At 40.7% G+C, this 24,068-nt stretch carries 21 protein-coding genes; 17 read left to right on the top strand and 4 right to left on the bottom strand.

From position 1 onward, the window contains the following. The first annotated feature begins 60 nt into the window (after positions 1–60). From dapD to ACRYKC_RS03040, 4 genes are all read left to right on the top strand, one after another. Positions 61–780, top strand: a complete 720-nt coding sequence (gene dapD, locus ACRYKC_RS03055) for a 2,3,4,5-tetrahydropyridine-2,6-dicarboxylate N-acetyltransferase (RefSeq protein WP_433805195.1) — start codon at positions 61–63, stop codon at positions 778–780. 52 nt (positions 781–832) lie between these two features. Next, positions 833–1,948: an N-acetyldiaminopimelate deacetylase gene (locus tag ACRYKC_RS03050; RefSeq protein ID WP_433805194.1), complete on the top strand. Its 1,116-nt coding sequence runs from the start codon at positions 833–835 to the stop codon at positions 1,946–1,948. Between the two features lie 76 nt (positions 1,949–2,024). After that, positions 2,025–2,267 (top strand): YkuS family protein, encoded by a 243-nt coding sequence (locus tag ACRYKC_RS03045; protein WP_433805193.1) that lies wholly within the window; start codon positions 2,025–2,027, stop codon positions 2,265–2,267. Between the two features lie 53 nt (positions 2,268–2,320). After that, on the top strand, positions 2,321–3,610 hold the full coding sequence (locus ACRYKC_RS03040) for a hemolysin family protein (protein ID WP_433805192.1): 1,290 nt from the start codon (positions 2,321–2,323) through the stop codon (positions 3,608–3,610). A 43-nt stretch (positions 3,611–3,653) separates the two neighbouring features. Here the strand turns inward: ACRYKC_RS03040 and ACRYKC_RS03035 are convergent, their stop codons facing one another. Continuing rightward, positions 3,654–4,502: a mechanosensitive ion channel family protein gene (locus ACRYKC_RS03035; protein ID WP_433805190.1), complete on the bottom strand. Its 849-nt coding sequence runs from the start codon at positions 4,500–4,502 to the stop codon at positions 3,654–3,656. Positions 4,503–4,816: 314 nt separating this feature from the next. Here ACRYKC_RS03035 and ACRYKC_RS03030 point away from each other — a divergent pair, with 314 nt between their 5' ends. From ACRYKC_RS03030 to ACRYKC_RS02995, 8 genes are all read left to right on the top strand, one after another. Then, positions 4,817–5,359, top strand: coding sequence for a peroxiredoxin (locus tag ACRYKC_RS03030; RefSeq protein WP_433805189.1), 543 nt, complete (start codon positions 4,817–4,819; stop codon positions 5,357–5,359). 90 nt (positions 5,360–5,449) lie between these two features. Beyond that, on the top strand, positions 5,450–5,902 hold the full coding sequence (locus ACRYKC_RS03025) for a redoxin domain-containing protein (RefSeq protein ID WP_433805188.1): 453 nt from the start codon (positions 5,450–5,452) through the stop codon (positions 5,900–5,902). A gap of 446 nt (positions 5,903–6,348) precedes the next feature. Beyond that, the gene (locus ACRYKC_RS03020; protein WP_433805187.1) at positions 6,349–8,106 is read left to right on the top strand and encodes an ABC transporter ATP-binding protein; all 1,758 of its coding nucleotides are present in this window, start codon (positions 6,349–6,351) and stop codon (positions 8,104–8,106) included. A gap of 15 nt (positions 8,107–8,121) precedes the next feature. Further along, positions 8,122–9,954: an ABC transporter ATP-binding protein gene (locus ACRYKC_RS03015; RefSeq protein ID WP_433805186.1), complete on the top strand. Its 1,833-nt coding sequence runs from the start codon at positions 8,122–8,124 to the stop codon at positions 9,952–9,954. 264 nt (positions 9,955–10,218) lie between these two features. Beyond that, positions 10,219–11,574 carry a cytochrome ubiquinol oxidase subunit I gene (locus tag ACRYKC_RS03010; RefSeq protein WP_433805185.1) on the top strand — a complete coding sequence of 452 codons (1,356 nt, stop codon included), beginning with the start codon at positions 10,219–10,221 and terminating at the stop codon, positions 11,572–11,574. 2 nt (positions 11,575–11,576) lie between these two features. After that, positions 11,577–12,590: a cytochrome d ubiquinol oxidase subunit II gene (locus ACRYKC_RS03005; protein ID WP_433805184.1), complete on the top strand. Its 1,014-nt coding sequence runs from the start codon at positions 11,577–11,579 to the stop codon at positions 12,588–12,590. Positions 12,591–12,683: 93 nt separating this feature from the next. Next, complete coding sequence (locus ACRYKC_RS03000) at positions 12,684–13,349, top strand: potassium channel family protein (RefSeq protein WP_433805183.1); 666 nt, start codon at positions 12,684–12,686, stop codon at positions 13,347–13,349. Positions 13,350–13,775: 426 nt separating this feature from the next. Further along, a complete protein-coding gene (locus ACRYKC_RS02995; protein WP_433805182.1) occupies positions 13,776–15,509 on the top strand; it encodes a pyruvate oxidase in 1,734 nt (577 codons plus the stop codon). A 57-nt stretch (positions 15,510–15,566) separates the two neighbouring features. Here the strand turns inward: ACRYKC_RS02995 and rnjA are convergent, their stop codons facing one another. Further along, positions 15,567–17,234, bottom strand: a complete 1,668-nt coding sequence (gene rnjA / locus ACRYKC_RS02990) for a ribonuclease J1 (protein WP_085030103.1) — start codon at positions 17,232–17,234, stop codon at positions 15,567–15,569. Between the two features lie 3 nt (positions 17,235–17,237). After that, a complete protein-coding gene (locus tag ACRYKC_RS02985; protein WP_433805181.1) occupies positions 17,238–17,447 on the bottom strand; it encodes a DNA-dependent RNA polymerase subunit epsilon in 210 nt (69 codons plus the stop codon). 424 nt (positions 17,448–17,871) lie between these two features. Here ACRYKC_RS02985 and ACRYKC_RS02980 point away from each other — a divergent pair, with 424 nt between their 5' ends. Next, complete coding sequence (locus ACRYKC_RS02980; protein ID WP_433805180.1) at positions 17,872–18,651, top strand: Cof-type HAD-IIB family hydrolase; 780 nt, start codon at positions 17,872–17,874, stop codon at positions 18,649–18,651. Positions 18,652–18,692: 41 nt separating this feature from the next. Here the strand turns inward: ACRYKC_RS02980 and def are convergent, their stop codons facing one another. Beyond that, complete coding sequence (def, locus tag ACRYKC_RS02975) at positions 18,693–19,247, bottom strand: peptide deformylase (RefSeq protein WP_433805179.1); 555 nt, start codon at positions 19,245–19,247, stop codon at positions 18,693–18,695. A 280-nt stretch (positions 19,248–19,527) separates the two neighbouring features. Between def and ACRYKC_RS02970 the strand changes: the two genes are divergently transcribed. The 4 genes from ACRYKC_RS02970 (at position 19,528) to ACRYKC_RS02955 (ending at position 24,068) form a co-directional block, all read left to right on the top strand. After that, the gene (locus ACRYKC_RS02970) at positions 19,528–20,199 is read left to right on the top strand and encodes a YkyA family protein (protein ID WP_433805178.1); all 672 of its coding nucleotides are present in this window, start codon (positions 19,528–19,530) and stop codon (positions 20,197–20,199) included. A 487-nt stretch (positions 20,200–20,686) separates the two neighbouring features. Further along, positions 20,687–21,769 (top strand): pyruvate dehydrogenase (acetyl-transferring) E1 component subunit alpha, encoded by a 1,083-nt coding sequence (pdhA, locus tag ACRYKC_RS02965; RefSeq protein ID WP_433805700.1) that lies wholly within the window; start codon positions 20,687–20,689, stop codon positions 21,767–21,769. Positions 21,770–21,772: 3 nt separating this feature from the next. Further along, on the top strand, positions 21,773–22,750 hold the full coding sequence (locus tag ACRYKC_RS02960; protein WP_433805177.1) for an alpha-ketoacid dehydrogenase subunit beta: 978 nt from the start codon (positions 21,773–21,775) through the stop codon (positions 22,748–22,750). Between the two features lie 28 nt (positions 22,751–22,778). After that, complete coding sequence (locus ACRYKC_RS02955) at positions 22,779–24,068, top strand: dihydrolipoamide acetyltransferase family protein (protein WP_433805176.1); 1,290 nt, start codon at positions 22,779–22,781, stop codon at positions 24,066–24,068.

Here is a 24,068-nt window from a genome sequence, read left to right as displayed (position 1 = left end):
AATCCTTTGATAAAGTAAAGGGGAAAAGATTTTTTATCAGTACATAAGGAGGACGATGTTGTGAAACAAATGGATGCTAATGAAATTATCTCTTTCATTTCAAATAGTGAAAAGTCCACGCCGGTAAAAGTTTATGTCAAAGGGGAAAAACTTGAGGATATTGACTTCGGTAACCAAGTTCAAGACTTCATCAGTGGAAAATCAGGTGTATTGTTTGGAGAGTGGAAAGTCATTCAGCCACTTTTAGAAGCGAATGCTGACCAGCTTGATGACTATGTGATTGAGAACGATCGCAGAAATTCTGCAATTCCACTTCTTGATTTGAAAAATGTCAACGCTCGAATTGAACCTGGCGCTGTCATCCGTGATCAAGTTGAAATCGGAGATGGAGCGGTCATTATGCTTGGTGCTATGATCAATATTGGATCAGTAGTAGGGGAAGGAACGATGATTGATATGAACGTCGTTCTTGGTGGCCGTGCAACAGTAGGAAAGAATTGTCATATTGGAGCTGGTGCTGTTCTAGCTGGCGTCATCGAACCGCCTTCTGCTAAGCCTGTCGTTATTGAAGACGGAGTAGTCATTGGCGCGAATGCTGTCGTGTTGGAAGGTGTCACTGTAGGCGAAGGGGCTGTGGTAGCCGCCGGTTCAATCGTAACAGAAGATGTACCACCAAATACATTGGTTGCTGGAACGCCTGCAAAAGTGATTAAAGATATCGATGATCAAACGAAATCAAAGACTGAAATCAAACAAGAACTACGCAAATTAGATAATTAAACGGTAAGGCCTTGCTTATGAGCAAGGCTTTTCTTTTAAGGGAGAGATATAGTTGAAAATAGAGAATTTAATCAAAATACGGAGAGAATTACACAGAATTCCGGAACTTGGTTTCCAGGAATTCAAAACTCAGAGGTATTTGTTAGATTATATAGAAAAGCTACCTCAGGAACACCTAACAGTGGAAACATGGGAGACAGGAATTATTGTAAAAGTGGAAGGAACAATGGGTGAACAAACCGTCGGCTATCGAGCAGATATTGACGGCTTACCTCTAAGAGAAGAAACCGGCTATGCCTTTACTTCCGATCATAAAGGCCAGATGCACGCCTGCGGCCATGATTTTCATATGACAATTGCCTTAGGAGCATTGACAAGGTTAGCAAAGCGTCCTGCAGAGCATCATTCCGTTTTTTTGTTCCAGCCGGCAGAAGAAGGACCAGGCGGAGCAGAACCGATGATGCAATCTGAAGTTATGAAAAATTTCAGACCAGATAAAATCTTTGCCTTGCATATTGCTCCTGACTTACCGGTAGGAACGGTTTCCACAAAGCCAGGACTCTTATTTGCAAACACAAGCGAACTATTTATAGACTTTTCAGGAAAAGGTGGTCATGCTGCCTTTCCTCATTTAACTCATGATATGGTAATCGCTGCCAGCTCTTTTGTATCCCATTTACAGCAGATTGTAGCCCGAAGAGTCGATCCATTGGATAGTGCTGTCATTACAATTGGAAAAATCGAGAGCGGGACTGTACAAAACATCATTGCGCAATCAGCAAGGCTTGAAGGTACCATTCGGACTTTATCACCCGAATCAATGGAGAGGGTGAAAAAAGAAATTGAAAAAATCGCTCAAGGGTATGAGATCGCTAATGATTGTCAAATTTCTATTGATTATGGCTCTACTTACTATCAAGTGTTCAACGATGAAGCTGCAGTTGATGCATTTCAAACACTTGTAGAGGATACAGACTATAGGTACCAAGAAGCACAAATGGCGATGACCGGAGAAGACTTCGGGTATATGTTAAGGGAAATTCCTGGGTTTATGTTCTGGCTTGGTGTCGACTCAGAAGCAGGGCTCCATCAGGCAACACTCACCCCAAAGGAAGAGGCATTACTTGTAGGTGTTGAGATTGTAGAACAGGGGCTAAGAAAACTGTAAAACGTAAACATGAATACCTTCAAGCTGAAAGTAAACACTAGTGGTGTACGTTTACTCTAAGCAGGAGGTGGATGTTGTGAAAAAGATAGGAATTGAACAGAATTTAAGTGATATACGTTCAGCGCTACAGCAAAAAGGGTATGAATTAGTAGAACTTAGAAGTCAGGAGGACGCTGCTGGCTGTGATTGCTGTGTCATTTCAGGTCAAGATCAGAATGTCATGGGGGTCATGGATACAGAAACTCAAGGGTCTGTCATCAATGCTCATGGCCGTACAGCAGATGAAATTTGTCAAGAAATTGATAGTCGTTTCTCCTGATAGCCTTTTGGAGGCTCTTGCCTCCAGTACATAGAATAGGGAGAGGAATGTTTATGGAAACTACGATAAAGCTCTTGGCTGTAGCCTTATTAATTGTATTAACCGCTTTTTTTGTTGCAAGTGAATTTGCAATCGTAAAGGTGAGAAAGACCAGACTGGAAGCCCGGGCTGCAGAAGGAAATAAAAAGGCCAAAACTGGAATTAAACTAACAAATGATTTGGATTATTACTTATCTGCTTGTCAATTAGGAATTACTATCACTGCTTTAGGTTTAGGTTGGCTGGGAGAACCTACGTTAGAGGTGTTGCTTCATCCATTATTAGAAGGATTCGAGCTTCCCTCGGGTATATCTCATACCATTAGTTTTGCTATAGCATTTTTCGTCATTACGTTTTTACATGTGGTCTTGGGTGAATTAGCTCCTAAAACACTTGCCATTCAAAAAGCAGAGAGTATCACTCTTTTGTTGGGAAGACCACTCGTTCTATACAGTAAATTAATGTATCCATTGATTTGGTTACTGAATGGATCTGCGAACATTTTGGTAAGACTGTTTGGATTCCAGACAGCAAAAGAGTCAGATGAAGTCCACTCAGAAGACGAGTTAAGATACATCTTGACCCAAAGCTACCAGCAAGGGGAGATCAATCGTTCTGAGTATACGTACGTTGACCGCATTTTTGAATTTGATAACAGAACGGCGAAAGAAATAATGATTCCTAGGACAGAAATGGCTGTGTTGGATATCAACGATTCAATCTCAACGAACATTCGGGTAATGAGAAATAATCGCTATACGAGGTACCCCGTCGTTGATGATGATAAAGATCACATATTGGGCATTATTCATATGAAAGAGTTTTTTTATGAAGATGTAGAGCAGCAAGGAACACTTAGGCCATTTCTCCGTCCGGCACTCAAGGTATTCGAAAATGTACCCATTAATGACCTTCTTGTAAAAATGAAGAAAGAGCGCACTCATCTTGCTGTTCTTATGGATGAATATGGGGGAACGGCAGGTATTGTGACAGTAGAAGACATTATCGAGGAAATAGTAGGAGAAATCCGTGATGAGTTTGATCATGGGGAAGAGCGAGAAATCAAGCGTTTAAAGAATGGCCATTTTTTATTAGAAGGAAAAACTTCGATTGCCGACATTAATGACTTCTTTGATGTTGAATTGAGTCACGATGATATTGACACAATATCAGGTTGGATCTATACCAAGGATTATGATGCCAAAGAAGGGACTGTGGTGAGCGGGGAAGAGCTTCAATTCAAGATCGTCGATATGGAAAATGGACAGATCAGAAAAGTGGAAGTATGGGAAGCTACAGAATAAGAAAGAGCCCGGTTCTATAACCGGGCTCTTGGTGTGTCAGTGACTACTCTTCGCTCTCATTTTTGTTTACATAGACTTGATGTGGATAAGGGATTTCGATTCCTGCCTCATCCAAAGCCTCTTTCATTGCTTTTCTTAAATCACGTTCAACTCCCCACTGTTCCATATTCGCCGTTTTCCCAAGAATACGGATAACAACGTCAGAGGAACCAAGGCTTTGAACACCAAGGACATCAGGGCCTTCTTTAAACCGTTCATCCTCAGTAAAACGATCAGCAACTGCTTTAAGTACCTTCATAGCTTCATCAATATTCTCATCGTAACCAATGCCAATATCGACAAGAGCGCGCATGTTGCCGCGCGAATGGTTAGCAACCCCTGAGATGTTACGGTTAGGTATAAAATTCAATGTACCATCAAAACTGCGTATTTTTGTTGTACGAATACCTACTTCTTCTACAACTCCATCATAACCGCCAGCTGTAACATAATCATCCACCTCAACTTGACGCTCGAGAAGAATGAAGAAACCTGTAACGATATCTGACACTAACCCTTGTGCGCCAAACCCGATTGCCAGGCCGACTATTCCTGCACCAGCCAGAAGTGGGCCAATATTAATACCAATCGTGCTTAAGAGCATAATCACTAGTATGAAGAACAGCGAATAGGAGAAAATATTAACAGTAAGTTTTTGGAGTGTCTTATTTCTTCTTTCAGATAACTTTCTTTGTGTACTCATTCGGTTAATCGCTGCTTCTATTGCTTTTGTACCTATTGGTTTAATGATTGCAAAAGCGATAAGTAAAACAAGAATTTTCAAACCGCCTGTGATCAGCCATTCAACAACCACAGATGGGTTGAAGACAAAACCTTCTTCAAATAAATTCATAATAGAACTCCTTTCCAAATAGCCTAAGTACCCTTTTAATAGAATATCGGAATCGTGTGCAGGTTTTCAATTAATAATGTAAAATAAATCAAGATTATTGTCGAAAGGGTCTTCTATGCAAATGATTTTACTTTCCTGACTAATTATTGTTTAATGAGAACCAAATGTATCCATACTAGAAGAATGAGCAGGTAAACAGCTAATTTTCAGCAAATTAAATTTACTATTACTTAACATTGACTATAATCAGCCTGCTCGTTATACTAGTGTATGTGAGAAAAAATACATGAACATTTTTTTCGGAGGGATTTCAAATGGCAGAACGTATGGTAGCAAAACAAGCACCACGCTTTGAAATGGATGCAGTGCTTCCTAACAAAGAATTTGGTAAAGTATCTCTTGAAGAGAACATGAAAAACGACAAATGGACAGTCCTTTTCTTCTACCCAATGGACTTCACATTCGTATGCCCGACTGAAATCACAGCACTTTCTGATCGTTTCGATGAGTTCGAGGATCTAGATGCAGAAGTGATCGGGGTATCTACAGATACAATTCACACGCACCTAGCGTGGATCAACACATCTCGTGAGGACAATGGTCTTGGAGACCTTCATTATTCTCTAGCGGCAGATACGAACCACAAAGTATCTCGCGACTATGGTGTACTTCTTGAAGATGAAGGTGTAGCTCTTCGTGGACTATTTATCATTAGCCCTGAAGGCGAGCTACAGTATCAAGTTGTAAACCACAACAACATTGGTCGTGATGTTGATGAAACATTACGTGTGCTTCAAGCACTCCAAACTGGCGGTCTTTGCCCAGCAAACTGGAAGCCAGGTCAAGAAACCCTATAAGCATCATTAGAATTGAATCACAAAGTTTTTAGGGTCTAACCATGAGCGTTAGACCCTTTTCTCTACCTATTACAAAGGAGGATGTTCTTCATGAAACTAAGAACACCAATGCCGGAGCTGCCAGAAGCAACCGAGTGGTTAAACAGCGATCCCCTTAAGAAAGAGGATTTAGTTGGAGGCAAGCCTACATTGATTCACTTCTGGTCTGTCAGCTGTGGACTATGTAAGGAAGCGATGCCTAACGTTAATGAATTCCGTGATGAGTATAAAGACGATTTAAATGTTATCGCAGTCCACATGCCACGTTCTGAGAAAGATTTGGACCTTGACCAAATCAAACAAGTAGCAGAAGAGCATGGAATTACCCAACCGATTTACGTAGATAACCAGCACGCGTTAACGGACGCGTTTGAAAACCAATACGTGCCTGCATACTATGTTTTTGATGAAGAAGGAAACCTTCGTCACTTTCAAGCAGGAGGTGGCGGTATGAAAATGCTTCGTAAGCGTGTAAACCGTGTATTGGGAGTCAACCAAAAATAAACGAATGTTTTAAAAGCAATCCCCATAATAGTAGAGGGATTGCTTTTTTTATTGTTGTTATACTTTCTCTATTTAGAGAGCTGTTTTCAAAAGGAAATGAAACTACATAATTAATGTTAAAAAAATCTTAATTAATCAAAATTAGCCTCACAATCCTGAATACTCGGTTTCGAAACATTTGTGTGAGTGATGGTGGATGGGGCAACGACTCTAAATTGCCCAAAGAACTCGAACCAAGCTTTCAAGAATACTCCTATGTCGCGGAATATATGGGTCGTGATAATTGATATTAAATAGAAGATACAGCAAACGAATGAGTAGTGGCCTCAGACCATAGGATGAAATCGATAAAATTTTGGAAAAATTGAATCAAATGGGTGGAAAAATATTTCGATACCCGATATATTAGTAATTACGTTAAAAATTATTTTAGAGGAGGGAGACCTTTGAATACCTTTAAAAAGTTAAAGCAGTTTTATTGGCCGAATAAAAAGTTTTTCCTTTGGTCGTTGTTTTCACTGCTTTTTGTTACAGCGATAACTGTTGTTTATCCTATCGTATTGCAAAGAACAATTGATGACGTAATTATAGGAGAGCAATACAACCTTATCCCTTACATTAGTGCTATATTTATCGTTTTGATGATTGTCAAAGGTGTCGCCACTTACTTCCATCAATACTTAGGAGATTATTTTGGAATTCGTTCTGTGTATGCCTTGCGTGATGAACTTTATCAGAAACTCCAGCGTCTTTCTTTTAAATATTACGATAATGCGAAAACCGGTGACTTAATGTCACGTTTGACCGCAGATGTAGAAGGGTTCCGCTTTTTTCTTTCCTTCGGATTTTCTGAATTGATAAGAATCTTCCTACTAATATTCATTAGTTTAAGCGTAATGTTTTACTATTCCCCTCCTCTCGCCTTAGTGACTATGGCTGTCATGCCGTTTTTGGGTATCGTTGTATATAAGTTTGATCGCCGTGTTCACCCTGCTTTTCGAAAAATCCGGAAGTCTTTTGGAAAACTGAATACACGTGTTCAAGAAAATATTAGCGGTATGAATACAGTGAAATCGCTTTCCAGAGAAGATTTTGAAATTGGACGTTTTGATAAGCGGAGTAATGATTACCGCACGAAGTATATTGACACATCCAACATCTGGTCTAAATATTTTCCTTTAATGGAATTTATAGGGAATGTATCTGTCGTAGCCTTGCTGGCATATGGAGGATACTTAGTGATTAGCGGGCCTCTCCAGTTAGGGGAACTGGTCGCCTTCTTCAGCTTAGTCTGGTATATTCTCGGTCCCCTAATGAACCTGGGGTTTGTGATTAACTTGTTTTCACAATCAAAAGCTTCCGGCGAACGCCTTTTGGAAATTCTGGAAGCTGAGGAGGACATTCAGGAGAAAAACGATGCTATTGTACAGGATCGTCTTAAAGGGCATGTAACCTTTAATGACGTAACACTCACTTATGCGGAAGACGACGATTCAGCCTTAAAGCGAATTACGTTTGATGCACCTCCCGGAAAAACCATCGGCTTAATCGGAGCAACAGGCTCAGGTAAAACGAGCATCACACAGTTGATCACGAGATTCTATGAACCTGAAAAAGGAAAAGTACTAATTGACGGTAAACCTGTCCAGAGATATGGATTAAAAACACTGCGTAAAAACATAGGATTCGTCCTTCAGGAGTCATTCTTATTTTCTACCACTATTAAGGAAAATATCTCTTATGGAAATCCAGATGCTACAATTGAAGATGTGAAAGCAGCAGCCAAACGAGCTCAAGCTCACGACTTCATTATGGAGATGCCAGAAGGATACGATACCCTTCTAGGAGAACGAGGGATGGGTTTATCTGGTGGACAAAAACAGAGGATCGCGATCGCACGAGCAATCTTAATTGACCCTGCAATCTTAGTTTTAGATGATGCCACTTCAGCTGTAGATATGGAAACAGAGTTCCAAATTCAAAAAGCGTTGCAAGAAGTTATGAAAGGGAGAACGACATTCATCATTGCACACCGAATTTCTTCTTTAAAACATGCCGATGAAATTATAGTTCTCGAGGACGGCGTCGTAAAAGAACGCGGCGTACATGAGGAGCTAGTCATAAATGGTGGGCCTTACCAGCGTATTTACGATATTCAATACCAGGATAAAGAAAAAATATTGAATGCATCCCATATTTCTTAAAGGGGGGAGATTAATTTGGCAAGAAAACCGAAACACAGGCCAACAACGAATAAACACTTAAATCGATTTAAATATACTCAAGATCAAGCAGTGGAAAAGCCATTTAACTGGAGTCAAATGTGGCGGCTGTTGAGATATGTAAAACCATATTCGAAGAATCTTCTTCCGATTTCTATCATTGCGATGCTAGTTTCCACCATTGTAAGGCTGGTCGTTCCTATATTGATCGGTAAAGTTGCCATTGATGTCGCCATTAGCGACGGTGATACCAATTTATTAATTCAACTTGTTATAGGGATTGCAATTCTTTATTTACTCAGCTATATAGGAAATGCTCTGAGAATTAAATATGTTAATATTCTGGGGCAGAATGTGATCTATGATTTGCGCCAGCACCTATTTTCACACGTCCAGCGTTTATCTCACCGATTTTTTGATTCAAGATCAGCAGGTTCGATCCTTGTTCGTATTATGAATGATATTAATTCCCTTCAAGAGCTGTTTACAAACGGGATTATAAATTTGCTGATGGATGTAGTGATGCTGACGGGGATTATTGTTATCCTACTAGTATTAAGCCCGGAGCTTGCATTGGCAATCATGGTCATCATGCCGATTATGTTCTACATTTCCACAAAGCTGAGGAGGAATATTCGACGCTCCTGGCAGGATGTACGGATCCAGCAATCACGTCTGAATTCTCACTTAAATGAGAGTATCCAAGGGATCCGGATCACCCAGTCTTTCTCCCAAGAAAAGGAGAACACGGAATACTTTGATGGCGTAAATACGGATAATTTTCGTTCTTGGCGTACTGCTACGAAGAAAAGTGCTATGTTCCGGCCTTTTGTAGAAATGAGTAATGCTGTAGGTACGGTCATCCTCATTTCATTTGGGGCTTTTCTAATTTTGCAAGGGGACATCCAAATTGGTACGTTTGTATCGTTTGCCTTTTTCCTAGGGATGTTCTGGGAACCTATTTCAAGACTTGGAATGATGTACAATCAGCTCTTAATGGCTATGGCTGCATCTGAACGAATTTTCGAATTCCTTGATGAAAAACCAAATGTTGAGGAAAAGACTAATGCTAAGCAATTATCTGATATGAAGGGACACATCGAATTTGAACATGTTCAGTTCGCCTATGATGACAAACGTATCGCCCTCCATGACATTAATCTTGAAATGAAGCAGGGACAGACAGTGGCTCTTGTTGGTCATACTGGCTCTGGAAAATCTACGATTGCCAATTTAATTAGTCGTTTTTACGATCCGACAAAGGGAGCTGTGAAAATTGATGGAGTGGATCTAAAAGATGCCACAATCGATAGCATCCGCCAGCAAATTAGTGTCGTGCTACAAGACACCTTCATTTTTTCTGGAACGATTATGGAAAACATTCGGTTTGGACGTCCTGACGCTTCTGATGAAGAAGTTAAGGAAGCAGCTCGTGTCGTGGGAGCCGAGGACTTCATTATGCGCCTTAACAATGGTTATGAAACTGAGGTGGAAGAACGAGGTAACATTCTATCTGCTGGTGAAAGGCAATTGTTATCCTTTGCCCGCGCTCTATTGGCGGATCCAAGGATTTTGATATTGGATGAAGCAACCGCCAGTATTGATACAGAAACAGAAATGAAAATCCAGAAGGCACTTAGGAAATTATTGAAAGGCAGAACAGCCATTATCATTGCACACCGTTTGTCAACGATTCGCGAAGCCGATAATATTTTCGTTCTAGAGAATGGAAGAGTCCTAGAAAATGGTTCCCACGAAGAGTTGATGGAACAAAAGGGAGAATACTATGAACTGGTTAAAGCACAATTTCAAATGCTTGATGCCATTTAGGTCTATGAAGAGACGCCGAATAAAGGCGTCTCTTTTTTTAATGCTTTATTTAAAGTTAGAGCTTTCAAAAGAAAGGGAAGAGGAGAAAGAGATAGGCATAATTTTAGACAGTTTTCTACGTGTAAGGTATGATAATTGTAAATTATATAGATTGTGAAGTTTGTCACAAAATAGTCATTAACATCTTAACCATAGATCTTATCCACCATTTATACTGTGAAATAGACGATGTTTTTTAGACCTTAAGTGGTGAGGGGGAAAATAATGTTTGAATTTGATAGCGCGACGTTGAGTCGAATGCTGACTTCTTTGACGCTACTCTTTCACGCTATATTTGCAACTATTGGCGTAGGAGTACCTGTGATGGTTTCCATCGCAGAGCTCATTGGAATAAAGAAAAAAGATCCGCACTACACATTACTTGCTCGACGATGGACGAGAGGGTACACAATTACTGTAGCCGTAGGGGTTGTGACAGGTACGGCTATCGGTTTACAGTTGTCTTTATTATGGCCAAGTTTTATGCAGTTGGCTGGAAATATTATCGCTCTGCCGCTCTTTATGGAGACCTTTGCCTTCTTCTTTGAAGCCATCTTCCTGGGAGCTTACTTGTATACATGGGATAGATTTAAGAATCCAATTTATCACTGGCTCCTATCAATTCCAGTGGTCATTGGGGGGACGATGTCTGCCTTTTTCATTACAACAGTAAATGCGTTTATGAACACGCCTCAAGGGTTCAAATTAGAAGATGGAAATGTGACGTCCATTAATCCTTTACAAGCAATGTTCAATCCAGCTACACCGACGAAAGTTTTTCACGTCATCTCATCCTCCTATTTGACGGCTGCTGCTGTTTTAGCGGCTATTGCTGCCTTTTTTATTCTTATGAAAAAAGGATCTCAATATCATAAGAAGGCTTTAAAATTGACGGTAATTGCTACTTTTATCTTTGCGATCATGACAGCTATCGCTGGAGACCTTTCTGCTAAATTCTTAGCTGAACATCAGCCTGAAAAACTAGCAGCAGGGGAGTGGCATTTTGAAACGGAAGAACAGGCTGATTTAATCGTGTTCGGAACGCTCAATGAAGACAACGAAGTGGAAAATGCCATCCGTATTCCAAATGCGCTTAGCTTTCTCGCCTACGGAGACTTCAATGCTGAAGTGACAGGGCTTGAAGAAACTCCAGAGGATGAGCGGCCACCTCTTTGGATTCATTATATGTTTGATTTAATGGTTTCTATTGGTTTCTTCACGCTTGGAATTTCACTCTTATATATTGTGTTTCTGAAAGTGAAGAATTGGAATGAACATCACCCGCTATTATTATGGGGTATTGCCGCAGGTGGTCCATTGTCTATGCTTGCCATTGAATTTGGCTGGGTCTTTGCTGAAGTTGGTCGTCAGCCGTGGATATTAAGAGGGTTCATGACTGTGTTCGAAGGATCGACCACATCTCCTCATGTCGATTGGATGTTTATTCTTTTTGTAGCCTTGTATGCTGTGTTAGCTGTAGGGTGTATCGTTGTTCTTAGAAAAATGTTCAAAAATAACCCTGCAGAGCTTGAACTCGAGCACCGTTATCCTCAAGTAGCAGCGACGAAGGAGGATGACTGATTATGAGTTACGAATTAATTGGAATTACAGTACTATGGATCTTTCTTTATGGATATTTGATTGTCGCCTCTATTGACTTCGGGGCTGGATTCTTTGCCTTCTATGCGAAGGCAACAAAAAAAGATCATATCATTAACCAGCTGATTTCAAGGTATTTATCTCCAGTATGGGAGGTTACGAATGTCTTCTTTGTATTCTTCTTTGTTGGATTGGTCGGGTTCTTCCCGGATATGGCCTATTATTTTGGCCAGTCGTTACTAATTCCAGGAAGTATCGCCATCGTGCTGATCGCGATTCGCGGATCTTTCTACGCATTTGAAAGCTACGGCTCAAAAGATAATCTCGTTTACATGTTCTTCTATGGTGCGACTGGATTGCTTATCCCAGCTTCACTCTCTACCGCATTGACAATCTCAGAGGGTGGATTTATTGAAGAGACGGAAACAGGGGTTCATTTGCTTTCTGGAGAGTTATTGAGGAGCCCTTATTCATGGAGTGTAGTCTTCCTGGCTATTGTCTCCGTCCTTTACATTAGTTCGATGTTTTTAGCGTATTATGCTAATCGAGCTGGAGATCAGCCAGCATTAGATTTAGTAAGAAAGTATGCTCTTTTCTGGAGCTCACCAACCATCATTGCAAGTTTAACTACTTTTATTGCATTAAGTCAGCAAAATCCCGAGCATTATCAACGTGCCATTGAACTTTGGTGGGTATTTGGGATTTCCGTTGCCTTCTTCATGGTCGCTGTGTTCCTAGTTTATCAAGGGAAACATTATGGATGGGCCTTCATTGCGGTTATGTTTCAATTCCTTGTTGCGTTCTTTGGATATGGAGCATCCCATCTTCCGTACCTTCTTAATCCTTATGTTACTCTTTCAAGCGGTGTAACGAATGAAACAATGGCAATCTCCCTAATAATCGTATTCATCGCCGGGTTACTATTACTTATCCCATCTCTTGTTTTACTAATGAGAATGTTCTTGTTCGATGCGGATTATGTAAAAGGTAAAAAGTAGAGAAGTTTCTTCTTCTCTACTTTTTGTGTTTTATCAAGCGTTATATGATAAAATAACTTTAGATTTTCAGTGAGAAGATGGAGGAAATGCCACATGAAAAAAGAATTTGCCGTCATAGGGCTAGGCCGTTTTGGAGGCAGCATTTGCAGGGAACTTAGCCGAGAAGGTATGGAAGTTCTTGCATTGGATCTCGATGAGGATAAAGTTAATGAATATCGTGACATAGCAGCTCATGCAGTAATCGCCGATTCTACAGATGAAAGTGTGTTGAGAGAGCTAGGGTTAAGAAATATTGACCATGTAATAGTTGCTATAGGCGATAACATACAGGCCAGCATGCTGACTACGTTGATGTTAAAAGAATTGGGCATCAAAACGATTACCGTAAAAGCACAAAATGATTATCATGAAAAGATTCTAAATAAGATTGGAGCCGATCACGTTGTACACCCTGAACGTGATATGGGGAAACGTATCGCCCATAACATCATCTCAAACAACATTCTGGACTATATCGAACTGTCCGATGATCACAGTGTTGTTGAGGTGAAAGCTGGAAGTAAAATGAGTGGCCGTACGCTTGTTGACCTTGATATTCGTGCAGAATACGGATGTAATGTCGTAGCGATTAAGCGGAACAAAGACGTTATTGTTTCTCCGATGGCAACTGAAGAAATTCGTGAGAGTGATATTCTAATTGTAATTGGTGCGGATAAAGATATTAGCCGCTTTGAGAAAAACTTAGTTGTGGAAGACTAACAAAATCCCTGCCATTTAGGTAGGGTTTTTTATTTATATACAATTAGTGTTAAGCAATCTGCAGAATGATTTATCAAACTATATTCCAGGATAGTGGAAGACTTGATTTCGAGGTACTGTGAGCTTTCCGTTGCCCTAAGTAGAATTTGGAGGTCCGAGAAATCACTCGCTTTCCGTGGGCATGTGCTGAGCCTCCTCGAGCTAAAGCTCTCCGTGAAACCTTAGACTTATTACGCAACGGCCCGGAGAATACCTCGAATTCAAGTCTTCAAGATAAGGAGGCTTATATGGAAGAACGGATCTCCTTAATTTGAATGAATAATAACATTAGCCCAGCACCCAACTCACTTATTTAGTTTACTTTTATTGAATAACGGAAATAGAGATAGCTAAAGACTAATACAATAGCCCAGTGAATGTGAAAGGATGAGCCTAATGTTTAATGAAAAACGAACAGGAGATGTAATGGCCCAACAACTAGTGGATTGGGGCGTTGATCATATTTACGGAATGCCAGGAGATTCTATTAACGAATTAATCGATGATTTAAGGAAAAGGCAAAAGGATATATCATTCGTTCAGGTCCGACACGAAGAGGTGGGAGCTCTTGCAGCTGCTTCGTACGCTAAACTCACCGGAAAACTCGGAGTATGTTTATCAATCGCTGGACCGGGGGCTGTTCACTTGATGAACGGATTATATGATGCAAAAGCCGATAAAGCGCCTGTCTTAGCTCTCGTTGGTCAAGTGCATTCGGATGAAGTAGGAACAGAGGCCTTTCAGGAAATCAATTTGGAGCGAATGTTCGATGACGTAGCAGTTTACAATAAGCGTGCAGAAACAGAAGCTCAGCTGCCTGATCTTTTAGACCAAGCTATAAGAGAAGCTTATGCACATAGTGGTGTAGCTGTTCTCATCGTTCCTGACGATCTTTTTGATAAGAAGCAAAAAGGCGATGTTAGATTGACATCAAGAGGCTATTACAAGCCTGATATGGTACCGAAGACGGTACATATGATGGAAGCGAAAGAACTGATCGATCAGTCAGAAAAGCCACTCATCTTAGCAGGAAAAGGAACAGTAGATGCAAGGGATGAGCTGATCAATTTTGCTGAAGCGATTAAGTCCCCTATTGTACTTAGTTTACTTGCAAAAGGAATTATACCGGACAATCATCCTTATTGTCTTGGGCAGCATGGCCAAATAGGAACAAAGCCTGCCTACCATGCTGTGAAGGAGACCGATCTATTGATTTTAATTGGTACACAGTTTCCTTACCGTGATTTCTTGCCGGATCACGTAAAAGCTATTCAGATCGATTATCGCCCAGAAAACCTTGGTAAGTATTATCCAATTGAAATGGGACTTGCAGGTGATGCGAAGGAAACGCTAACAGCCCTTACTAAACTGATTAAACCAGTTGAGGAACGTGCCTACTTAAATGAGTACCAAGAAAAAATGAACAATTGGCGTGTCGCTATCCAAGAAGAGAAGAGATCGACAGATGACCCTCTACACGCTCCGCAAGTCATGTACGAGTTAGAGAAGCACATGCAGCCTGGGGCAGTCATCTCAGGAGATGTTGGAAATGTTACCGTATGGTTGACTCGCTTTTTACCATTGGTTGATCAGAAATTTATTATTTCTGGATGGCTTGCAACAATGGGGAGCGGATTGCCAGGAGCAATTGCTGCTCAACAGGCATATCCGGATAAGCAAGTCATAGGGGTCGCAGGCGATGGAGGCTTCACTATGGTAATGCACGATTTTGTCACCGCGGTCAAATATGATTTACCGATCAAGATGATTATATTGAACAATAGTAAAATTGGTATGATCAAATACGAGCAAGAGCAGATGGGACACGTTAATTATATGACGAATCTCGGGGATATGGACTTTGCCAAATTTGCTGAAGCATGTGGAGGGGAAGGGTATCGAATTGAAAGTTACGAAGAACTCGGACCAAAGATGGAACAGGCTTTCGTATCAAAAAAACCGGTAATCATTGATGTTGTCATTGAAGATCAAGCTCCATTGCCTGGTCATATTGATTATCAATCAGCCGTAAATTTCTCAAAATATATTGTTAAGAATTTCTTTGAAACAGGTTCCCTTGATTTACCCGACATGAAGAAAGCAATAAAAAGATTAACTTAAACCGTTATTTTTTAAATCAAAAACCCCGCTGATTTTCAGCGGGGTTTTAACTATGGTTTATACTTCCATAATGATCGGAAGGATCATTGGACGACGTTTTGTTTTTTCGAATAAAAATGGTGCAATCGTGTCCGTGATCTCGTTTTTAATTTCAGACCATTGGGTGGTCCTGCGTTCCATCACTTTCTCAACATGGGAGCTGACTAGCTTTTGAGCTTCTTTAATTAAGTCTTCAGACTCTCTCATGTATACGAATCCTCGAGAGATAATGTCTGGACCTGATGCGATCTTAAATTCTTTCATATTGATGCTCACAACTACAATAACAAGTCCTTCTTCAGATAAAATACGGCGGTCTCTCAACACGATGTTTCCGATATCGCCAATACCGCTTCCATCTACGTAAACGGAGCCAGAAGGGATTTTACCAGCAACCATCGCTTCGTCTTTACCTAGAGCTAATACATCTCCATTATCCATGACGAAGCAATCTTCAGGCTGAAGGCCGCAGTCGTGGCTCAAGTTCGCATGCTCTTTCAACATACGGTATTCACCGTGAATAGGCATGAAGAATCTTGGTTGGATTAAGCGCAGCATCAATTTCATTTCTTCTTGACTACCGTGACCGGAAGTGTGAATGTCGTTCAATGGGCCGTGAATGACTTCTGCTCCTGCACGATATAGTTTGTTGATTGTGCGGCTGACACTGATTGTGTTTCCAGGGATTGGGGAAGACGAGAACACAACGGTGTCACCAGGCTGAATTTGGATCTGACGGTGAGTTCCATTGGCAATTCTGGACAGAGCCGCCATAGGTTCACCTTGAGAACCAGTACAAAGGATCGTCACTTCATTGGCTGGCAGACGATTAATCTGCTGTGCATCAATGAACGTATCTTTAGGAGCACGGATATAACCGAGTTCCTGACCAATTGAAATTGATGCTTCCATACTCCGACCAAACACCGCAACTTTTCTGCCATATTTTACAGCTGCTTCAACGACTTGTTGCAGACGATGAATATTTGAAGCAAAGGTAGCAAAAATCAATCGGCCATCAACGCGTGAAAAGATGTCATGAATACTTTGTCCGACCACACGCTCGGACTTTGTGAAGCCAGGAACTTCACTGTTTGTACTATCTGATAACAGAGCGAGAACGCCTTCTTTTCCAATCTCAGCCATTTTGGCTAAGTCGGCTGGTTCTCCAACAGGGGTGAAATCAAATTTAAAGTCTCCTGTGTGCACAATATTGCCAGGAGGTGTTTTTACTACAATTCCGTAAGAATCTGGAATACTATGCGTCGTACGGAAGAAGGACACAGATGTTTTACGGAATTTAATGACATCATCTTCTTGGATGGTGTGCATCTTTGTATTCCGTAACAATCCATGTTCATCCAGTTTATTACGAAGCAGGCCAGCTGCCAGCTTTCCAGCATAAATTGGAATGTTGATTTCACGTAACAAGTAAGGGATTCCGCCGATGTGGTCTTCGTGACCATGCGTGATGAAAAGCCCTTTAATTTTATCTTGGTTTTGTACCAGGTAGGTATAGTCCGGAATAACATAGTCGATTCCTAACAGTTCGTCTTCCGGGAATTTAATACCAGCATCAATGAGGATGATTTCGTCTTGGAACTGTACACCGTACGTATTTTTTCCAATTTCACCGAGTCCGCCGAGTGCGAACACAGCTGTTTGGTCATTTTTTACGAATTTCATGTGTTATAAATTCTCCACAGCGAAATCTTCGGATTGTTGTTCATATGCCAAGTGATCCTCATCAAGCACCTGGATATATTCGATGTTAAACCCATTATTGGCCAATTTTTTACGTACTTCTCTTTCGGTTTCCGCTTCGACGTACATGGCCTGTGTACGTTCGCGCACAGGAACTTCTTGTGCAAGCTCCTGATATAGTACTTTGAATATCATTACTCTATCGCTCCTAACTAGATATAATTTCCACATTCTTGTCCTGTCATCAATCATAGCACGTTTGTTTGCCGTATGGTAAGGATAATGATAGTCATCCCTGTAAAAAGTTCCGCATTCATGACTTATGCGTATGTTTTACGATTCATTAACTTTTTCCAACGTTTTCTAAGCTTTCTTCGAAGACGCTTCATCATTGTGCCCATCTCCTTTCGCTGATGAAGAAAAGCGCCAAAAACGTTAAACCGCCCAATCCCTGTTACCTTTAGTATAATACTGTTTCTTAAAGAATGAAACATTTACCTATTAGAAATTACTATTATCGTGTGTTTTTCTTCTCAAACCTATGCTCTCGTGCTACAGTATAGCCAAATAGTACATAGAACTATTATAGTAAGACAAAATAAATCATGGAGGATAGGCTATGAGCAAAAAAATTGCGTTTTTCGACATTGATGGTACTTTATTAGATCATGATAAAAAGCTTCCAGAAGCAACGGTTAAAGCCGTAAAGGAGCTTCAAGATGCTGGGGTGTATTGTGCTATTGCTACAGGACGAGCACCGTTTATGTATCCAGAATTAAGAGAAAAACTTGGAATCGATTCCTTTGTCAGTTTTAATGGCCAGTATGTTGTTTTTGAAGGGGAAGAGATCTATAGAAACCCCTTGTCAGAACCTGAACTAGAAGCTCTTTACTCAAATGCGGAAGCAAATAATCACCCGATGGTGTTCATGAATCACAAAGAAATGAAGGCATCGACTCCCGACCATTCACACATTGAAAAGAGCTTAGGTTCTTTATTTTTGGATCATCCACCAGAAGATACAGCTTTTTTCAAAGGCAGAAACATTTATCAATCCCTTCTTTTCTGTGAAGGAGATGAGATAGAGGAGTACCGAAGAAACCATAAAGCATTCGATTACATTCGTTGGCATGAGTTTTCTTGTGATGTACTTCCTCAGGGGGGATCAAAAGCTGAAGGGATTAAAAAACTCATTGAAGCGGCAGGCCTCAAAAACGAAGAAGCTTATGCGTTTGGCGATGGATTGAACGACATAGAAATGATCCGGGAGATCGGTACGGGGGTTGCGATGGGAAATGCCGTCCAAGAGACGAAAGCGGTCAGTGATTTGATAACGGATGATGTTAGTGAGGGCGGTTTAGTCAACGCTATCTATAAGTTAGGACTTTTAACCAAATAGTATGTAAAGAAGCCTGCACGTTGTGTGCAGGCTTCTTTATATTAGCGATCTGCCGGAGTGGCATTCTCTGGCTCTTTAAATGGATCGTCTTTATCAATATGATCGTAGAACATAATTCCGTGCAAATGATCAATTTCATGCTGAAAGACGATAGCGGCGTAATCCTTAAGACGAAGTTTTACTTCATTGCCTTCAAGATCAGTCGCTTTAACGGTAATTCTTCTATAGCGTGGAACATATCCCGGTACTTCTCTATCAACCGATAGGCAGCCTTCTCCTGTTGACAGGTACGTACGTTCCACGGAATGGCTGACAATACGTGGGTTAAATAGACCGTAACTGTAGAGTTTGTCTTTAAGGTCAACGAAGTGAACCGCGAGCATACGTTTATTGACGTTAATTTGAGGAGCTGCGAGTCCTACTCCAGGCCTGAGACCATAGCGCTCACAAACTTGCTCATCTTGACTGTTTTTTAAATACTGTAGCATCTCCTCAAGTGTTTCTTTATCTTCTTCTGAGGGAGGGAGAGACACTTCCTCGGTCACTTTTCTTAGTGCTGGGTGACCCTCACGAACGATATCGTCCATTGTGATCATAGAAAACATCCTTTCTTTATCATCTCGATCATAGCATTTGCAATTAGGAAATTGTACCTTACTACATATGAAGTCCAATTTAAATATTTAAGACAGAAAAATTTATGATCGCATTCCAAATTTACGGGATAGAAGAGGAACTTTTTGCTCCAAACAAAATAAGGACGTATTGGAAACATTTGAAAGAAATCCACTTCCAATTTATTTTCATTTATTATACTATTGTACATATGCCGAGATTACAATAATGATTTGTTGTAAGAACAAGGGGGAAATGTTTGTGCGTCGAATCGTGCTTATGGCTATTATAGCTGCAGGCGTTTTTTTATTGACTGCGTGTACAGGCCAATCTGCTCAAGAAAAAATTTATGATCATTTGGAAAAAGCGGTTACGCTGGAGGATGAATTTCGCCAACAGCAACAGCCTTTAGTCGATCTAGAAAATAAAGAGCAGAAATTGTACAACGAAATCATTGATTTAAGTATGGATGAATTTGAACAGATTAAAGAGAAGTCTAAAAAAGCGGCTGGCATCGTTGAAGAAAGAAGAGAGAAAATAAAGACAGAGAAAGAAAGTATCGAAGCTGCGAAAGAAGAGTTTGATAAGATCAAACCGTTAATCGAGGATTTAGATGAGGAAAAAGCAGAAGCGAAAGAAGTAGGCAATGAGCTTGTAGAGATTATGCAAAAACGCTATGATGCTTATCAAAAGCTTTACAAATCATACGAAGAAGCATTAACTCTTGATGCTGAATTGTATGAAATGCTTCAAAAGAAGGATCTGACTGAAGAAAAACTTCAGAAACAAGTAGAGAGCATTAACGAAAAGTATAACGAAGTTACAAAAGCAAACGAAGAATTCAACAAGTACACAGATCAGTACAATGACAAGAAGAAAGAGTTCTATGATGCTCTAGGGGTTGAAGTTACTTATAAAGAAGAGAATGAATAGAAATGATAAAACCGTTGTTTTCAACGGTTTTTTTGTTTGAAAATATTCTCAGCAAAGATGTTGAAGGCTGCGAGGGATAGAAATCAAATTGGAAAGTCTGCTGAAGTTTTCTTTCTTGCATCTGCATCTGAAAAAAATTATGATTAATACAGGTTGAATAATTCAGTGATACAGTATTCATATTTCTGTCGACATTTTCAGCCTGTTTTTTACAACTATGAAGAGACTCTGTTCACAGAAGGACATTATCTTTTACGAAGTAATTGACGAATGATGGCGAATTGAGCTAAACTACATATTGGATTTACATTGTACCATTAAGAAGTTGCCGTTCAATATAACAGTTTTAGCTAAGTTTGCACGTATGATTAATAAAGTTGTGTACAGGGTAAAACGTAAAGAGCAAAAAGGTACAGTTTTTTTTCATAATTGGGAAAGCTACTCACAGCATCCATTTTTAAAATAGGAAAGGAAGAGGTGAATGACTTTGAAACGAACTCTTGAGAACATTGAAAATCAGTTCGAAACGTTTCAAATCCTTAATGAAGAAGGCGAAATCGTCAACGAAGACGCTATGCCTGATTTATCAGATGAAGATTTAAAAGAAATTATGCGCCGTATGGTTTATACGCGTATTTTGGACCAGCGATCCATTGCACTTAACCGTCAGGGACGTCTTGGTTTCTATGCTCCGACAGCTGGTCAAGAAGCATCACAGCTCGGAAGTCAATTTGCACTTGAGAAAGAAGACTTTATACTTCCAGGTTATCGTGATGTCCCACAATTGATCTGGCATGGTCTTCCACTATATCAAGCATTCCTATTCTCCCGCGGACACTATAAAGGTAACCAAATGCCTGAAGGTGTGAACGCTGTAAGCCCGCAAATCATTATCGGTGCGCAAATTACACAGACCGCTGGTGTAGGACTTGGATATAAGAAGCGCGGTGAAAATGCTGTAGCTATTACTTACACTGGTGATGGTGGTGCTTCACAGGGTGACTTCTATGAAGGGATTAACTTCGCAGGTGCGTTCGGTGCACAGGCTATTTTTGTCGTGCAAAACAACCGCTTCGCAATTTCTGTACCTGTTGAGAAGCAATCAGCGGCGCAAACGATCGCTCAGAAAGCTGTTGCTGCAGGTATTGAAGGCATCCAAGTTGATGGGATGGACGTACTAGCCGTTTATGCTGCAACTAAAGATGCGCGTGAACGTGCAATCAACGGTGAAGGCCCAACACTAATTGAGACACTTACGTACCGTTATGGACCACACACAATGGCTGGTGACGATCCAACACGTTACCGTACGGAAGATGAAGATAACGAATGGGAAAAGAAAGATCCAATCGTTCGTTTCCGTAAGTTCCTAGAGGCTAAAGATCTTTGGTCTGAGGAAGAAGAAAATGAATTGATTGAGAAAACAAAAGAAGAAATTAAAGCAGCTGTTAAAGAAGCAGACAACACACCAAAACAAAAAGTTACTGACTTGATCGGTATCATGCATGATGAACTTCCGTCCAACTTGAAAGAACAGATGGAAGAATACAAGGAAAAGGAGTCGAAGTAGATCATGGCACAAATGACAATGATTCAAGCCATCACAGACGCGATGCGCACAGAACTAAAAAACGATGAAAACGTGCTAGTTTTCGGTGAAGACGTTGGTCAAAACGGTGGAGTATTCCGTGCGACAGAAGGTCTTCAAAAAGAATTCGGTGAAGATCGTGTATTTGATACACCTCTAGCTGAATCCGGAATCGGTGGTATGTCCATTGGTCTCGCTTTAACTGGATTCCGTCCAGTACCTGAAATCCAGTTCTTCGGTTTCGTTTACGAGACTATGGACGCAATCAGTGGTCAAATGGCACGCTATCGCTACCGTTCTGGCGGTACACGTCAAATGCCGATCACTATTCGTTCTCCTTTCGGCGGTGGTGTACACACACCTGAACTTCACGCAGACAGCCTTGAAGGGCTAATGGCTCAGCAGCCAGGACTTCGTGTTGTTATTCCATCTAACCCTTACGACGCGAAAGGTCTATTGATTTCTTCCATCCGTAATAACGACCCAGTTGTTTTCCTTGAGCACATGAAGCTTTACCGTTCGTTCCGTGATGAAGTACCAGAAGAAGAATATACAGTAGAACTTGATAAAGCAGCAATTAAGCGTGAAGGTTCCGATATTACTCTTATCGCTTATGGTGCGATGGTTCACTCTGCTTTGAAAGCAGCGGATGAACTTGAAAAAGATGGTGTAAGTGCAGAAGTCATCGACCTTCGTACAATCAGTCCTGTAGACTATGAAACAATCCTTGAGTCCGTGAAGAAAACTAACCGTGCAGTCATGATTCAAGAAGCTCAAAAACAGGCAGGAATTGCTGCGAATGTTGTATCTGAAATTCAAGAACGTGCGATCTTGCACCTTGAAGCCCCAGTTCTTCGTGTAACGGCTCCTGACACTGTATATGCATTTACTCAAGCTGAAGAAGTATGGTTACCAAACCATAACACGATTGTTGAAAAAGTAAACGAAGTTATGAACTTTTAATCATCTCTAATAATAGGAGGTTATAACCGTGGCGTTTGAATTTAAATTGCCTGATATCGGTGAAGGTATCCACGAAGGTGAAATTGCAAAATGGTTTGTCAAACCAGGCGATGAAGTAAAAGAAGATGATGTACTTTGTGAAGTGCAAAACGACAAAGCTGTTGTTGAAATTCCTTCCCAAGTAGATGGAACGGTTAAAGAAATCCATGTAGATGAAGGAGAAACAACTACAGTCGGTACAGTCATTATCACAATTGACGATGGTTCTGAGGATTCTGGTGAATCTGAAGCGGAAGCTAAGGAAGAAGAACCTAAAGAGGAACCTAAAGAAGAAAGTAAAGATGATTCGAAATCTCAAGAACCTGCAGCTCAAGATGATTCAGTAGATGATGATACACGTGTCATTGCTATGCCATCAGTACGCAAATTCGCACGTGATAACGATGTGGATATTCGTAAGGTCCAAGGGTCAGGCAAAAATGGCCGTATCACTAAAGAAGACGTAGAAAGCTTCATGAGCGGCGGTCAGGCAGAAGCTGCCCAAGATACTGCACAGGAAAAAGAAGAAACAGCACAAGAATCTACACAACAAGCGGCTCCAGCTGCTGGCGAAGCGTATCCTGAAACGCGCGAGAAAATGAGCGGTATCCGTAAAGCAATTGCGAAAGCTATGGTTAACTCCAAGCAAACGGCACCTCACGTTACGTTGATGGATGAAGTGGATGTTTCTGAACTTGTTGCTCACCGTAAGAAATTCAAAGCGGTTGCTGCAGAACAAGATATCAAGCTGACATATCTTCCTTATGTCGTGAAGTCTCTTGTATCTACACTTAAGAAATATCCTGTACTCAACACTTCTGTTGATGACAATACGGATGAAATTATCCAGAAACACTATTATAATATTGGTATCGCTGCAGATACAGATAAGGGACTATTGGTTCCAGTCGTTAAAGACGCAGATCGCAAATCTGTCTTCTCTATCTCTAGCGAAATCAATGAACTAGCTGTGAAAGCTCGTGATGGTAAACTTTCTTCTGACGAAATGAAAGGTGCTTCCACTACGATTACAAATATCGGCTCTGCTGGTGGTCAATGGTTTACACCAGTTATCAACCACCCAGAGGTAGCGATCTTAGGTATCGGCCGGATTGCTGAAAAACCTGTCGTACGTGACGGAGAAGTAGTTGTAGCTCCTGTTCTTGCGATTTCCTTGAGCTTTGACCACCGTATTATTGATGGTGCTACAGCTCAGCATGCAATGAACAACATCAAGCGTTTACTGAACGATCCACAACTAATTATGATGGAGGCGTAA

The sequence above is a fragment of the Halobacillus sp. A1-3 genome (genome assembly GCF_050971765.1).
Classification (GTDB): domain Bacteria; phylum Bacillota; class Bacilli; order Bacillales; family Halobacillaceae; genus Halobacillus; species Halobacillus mangrovi_B.
Note: the sequence above shows the minus strand (reverse complement) of the source record. Positions and strands in the feature narration are given on the sequence as shown.

Bases quoted from the DNA above. Each gene is read 5' to 3' on its own strand.
- ACRYKC_RS03010 (WP_433805185.1), top strand. From the start codon at position 10,219: ATGTTTGAATTTGATAGCGCGACGTTGAGTCGAATGCTGACTTCTTTG.
- ACRYKC_RS03005 (WP_433805184.1), top strand. From the start codon at position 11,577: ATGAGTTACGAATTAATTGGAATTACAGTACTATGGATCTTTCTTTAT.
- ACRYKC_RS02985 (WP_433805181.1), bottom strand. From the start codon at position 17,447: ATGATATTCAAAGTACTATATCAGGAGCTTGCACAAGAAGTTCCTGTG.
- def (WP_433805179.1), bottom strand. From the start codon at position 19,247: ATGATCACAATGGACGATATCGTTCGTGAGGGTCACCCAGCACTAAGA.
- ACRYKC_RS03000 (WP_433805183.1), top strand. From the start codon at position 12,684: ATGAAAAAAGAATTTGCCGTCATAGGGCTAGGCCGTTTTGGAGGCAGC.
- ACRYKC_RS03030 (WP_433805189.1), top strand. From the start codon at position 4,817: ATGGCAGAACGTATGGTAGCAAAACAAGCACCACGCTTTGAAATGGAT.
- ACRYKC_RS02995 (WP_433805182.1), top strand. From the start codon at position 13,776: ATGAGCCTAATGTTTAATGAAAAACGAACAGGAGATGTAATGGCCCAA.
- ACRYKC_RS03025 (WP_433805188.1), top strand. From the start codon at position 5,450: ATGAAACTAAGAACACCAATGCCGGAGCTGCCAGAAGCAACCGAGTGG.
- rnjA (WP_085030103.1), bottom strand. From the start codon at position 17,234: ATGAAATTCGTAAAAAATGACCAAACAGCTGTGTTCGCACTCGGCGGA.
- ACRYKC_RS03040 (WP_433805192.1), top strand. From the start codon at position 2,321: ATGGAAACTACGATAAAGCTCTTGGCTGTAGCCTTATTAATTGTATTA.
- ACRYKC_RS03035 (WP_433805190.1), bottom strand. From the start codon at position 4,502: ATGAATTTATTTGAAGAAGGTTTTGTCTTCAACCCATCTGTGGTTGTT.
- ACRYKC_RS02960 (WP_433805177.1), top strand. From the start codon at position 21,773: ATGGCACAAATGACAATGATTCAAGCCATCACAGACGCGATGCGCACA.
- ACRYKC_RS02980 (WP_433805180.1), top strand. From the start codon at position 17,872: ATGAGCAAAAAAATTGCGTTTTTCGACATTGATGGTACTTTATTAGAT.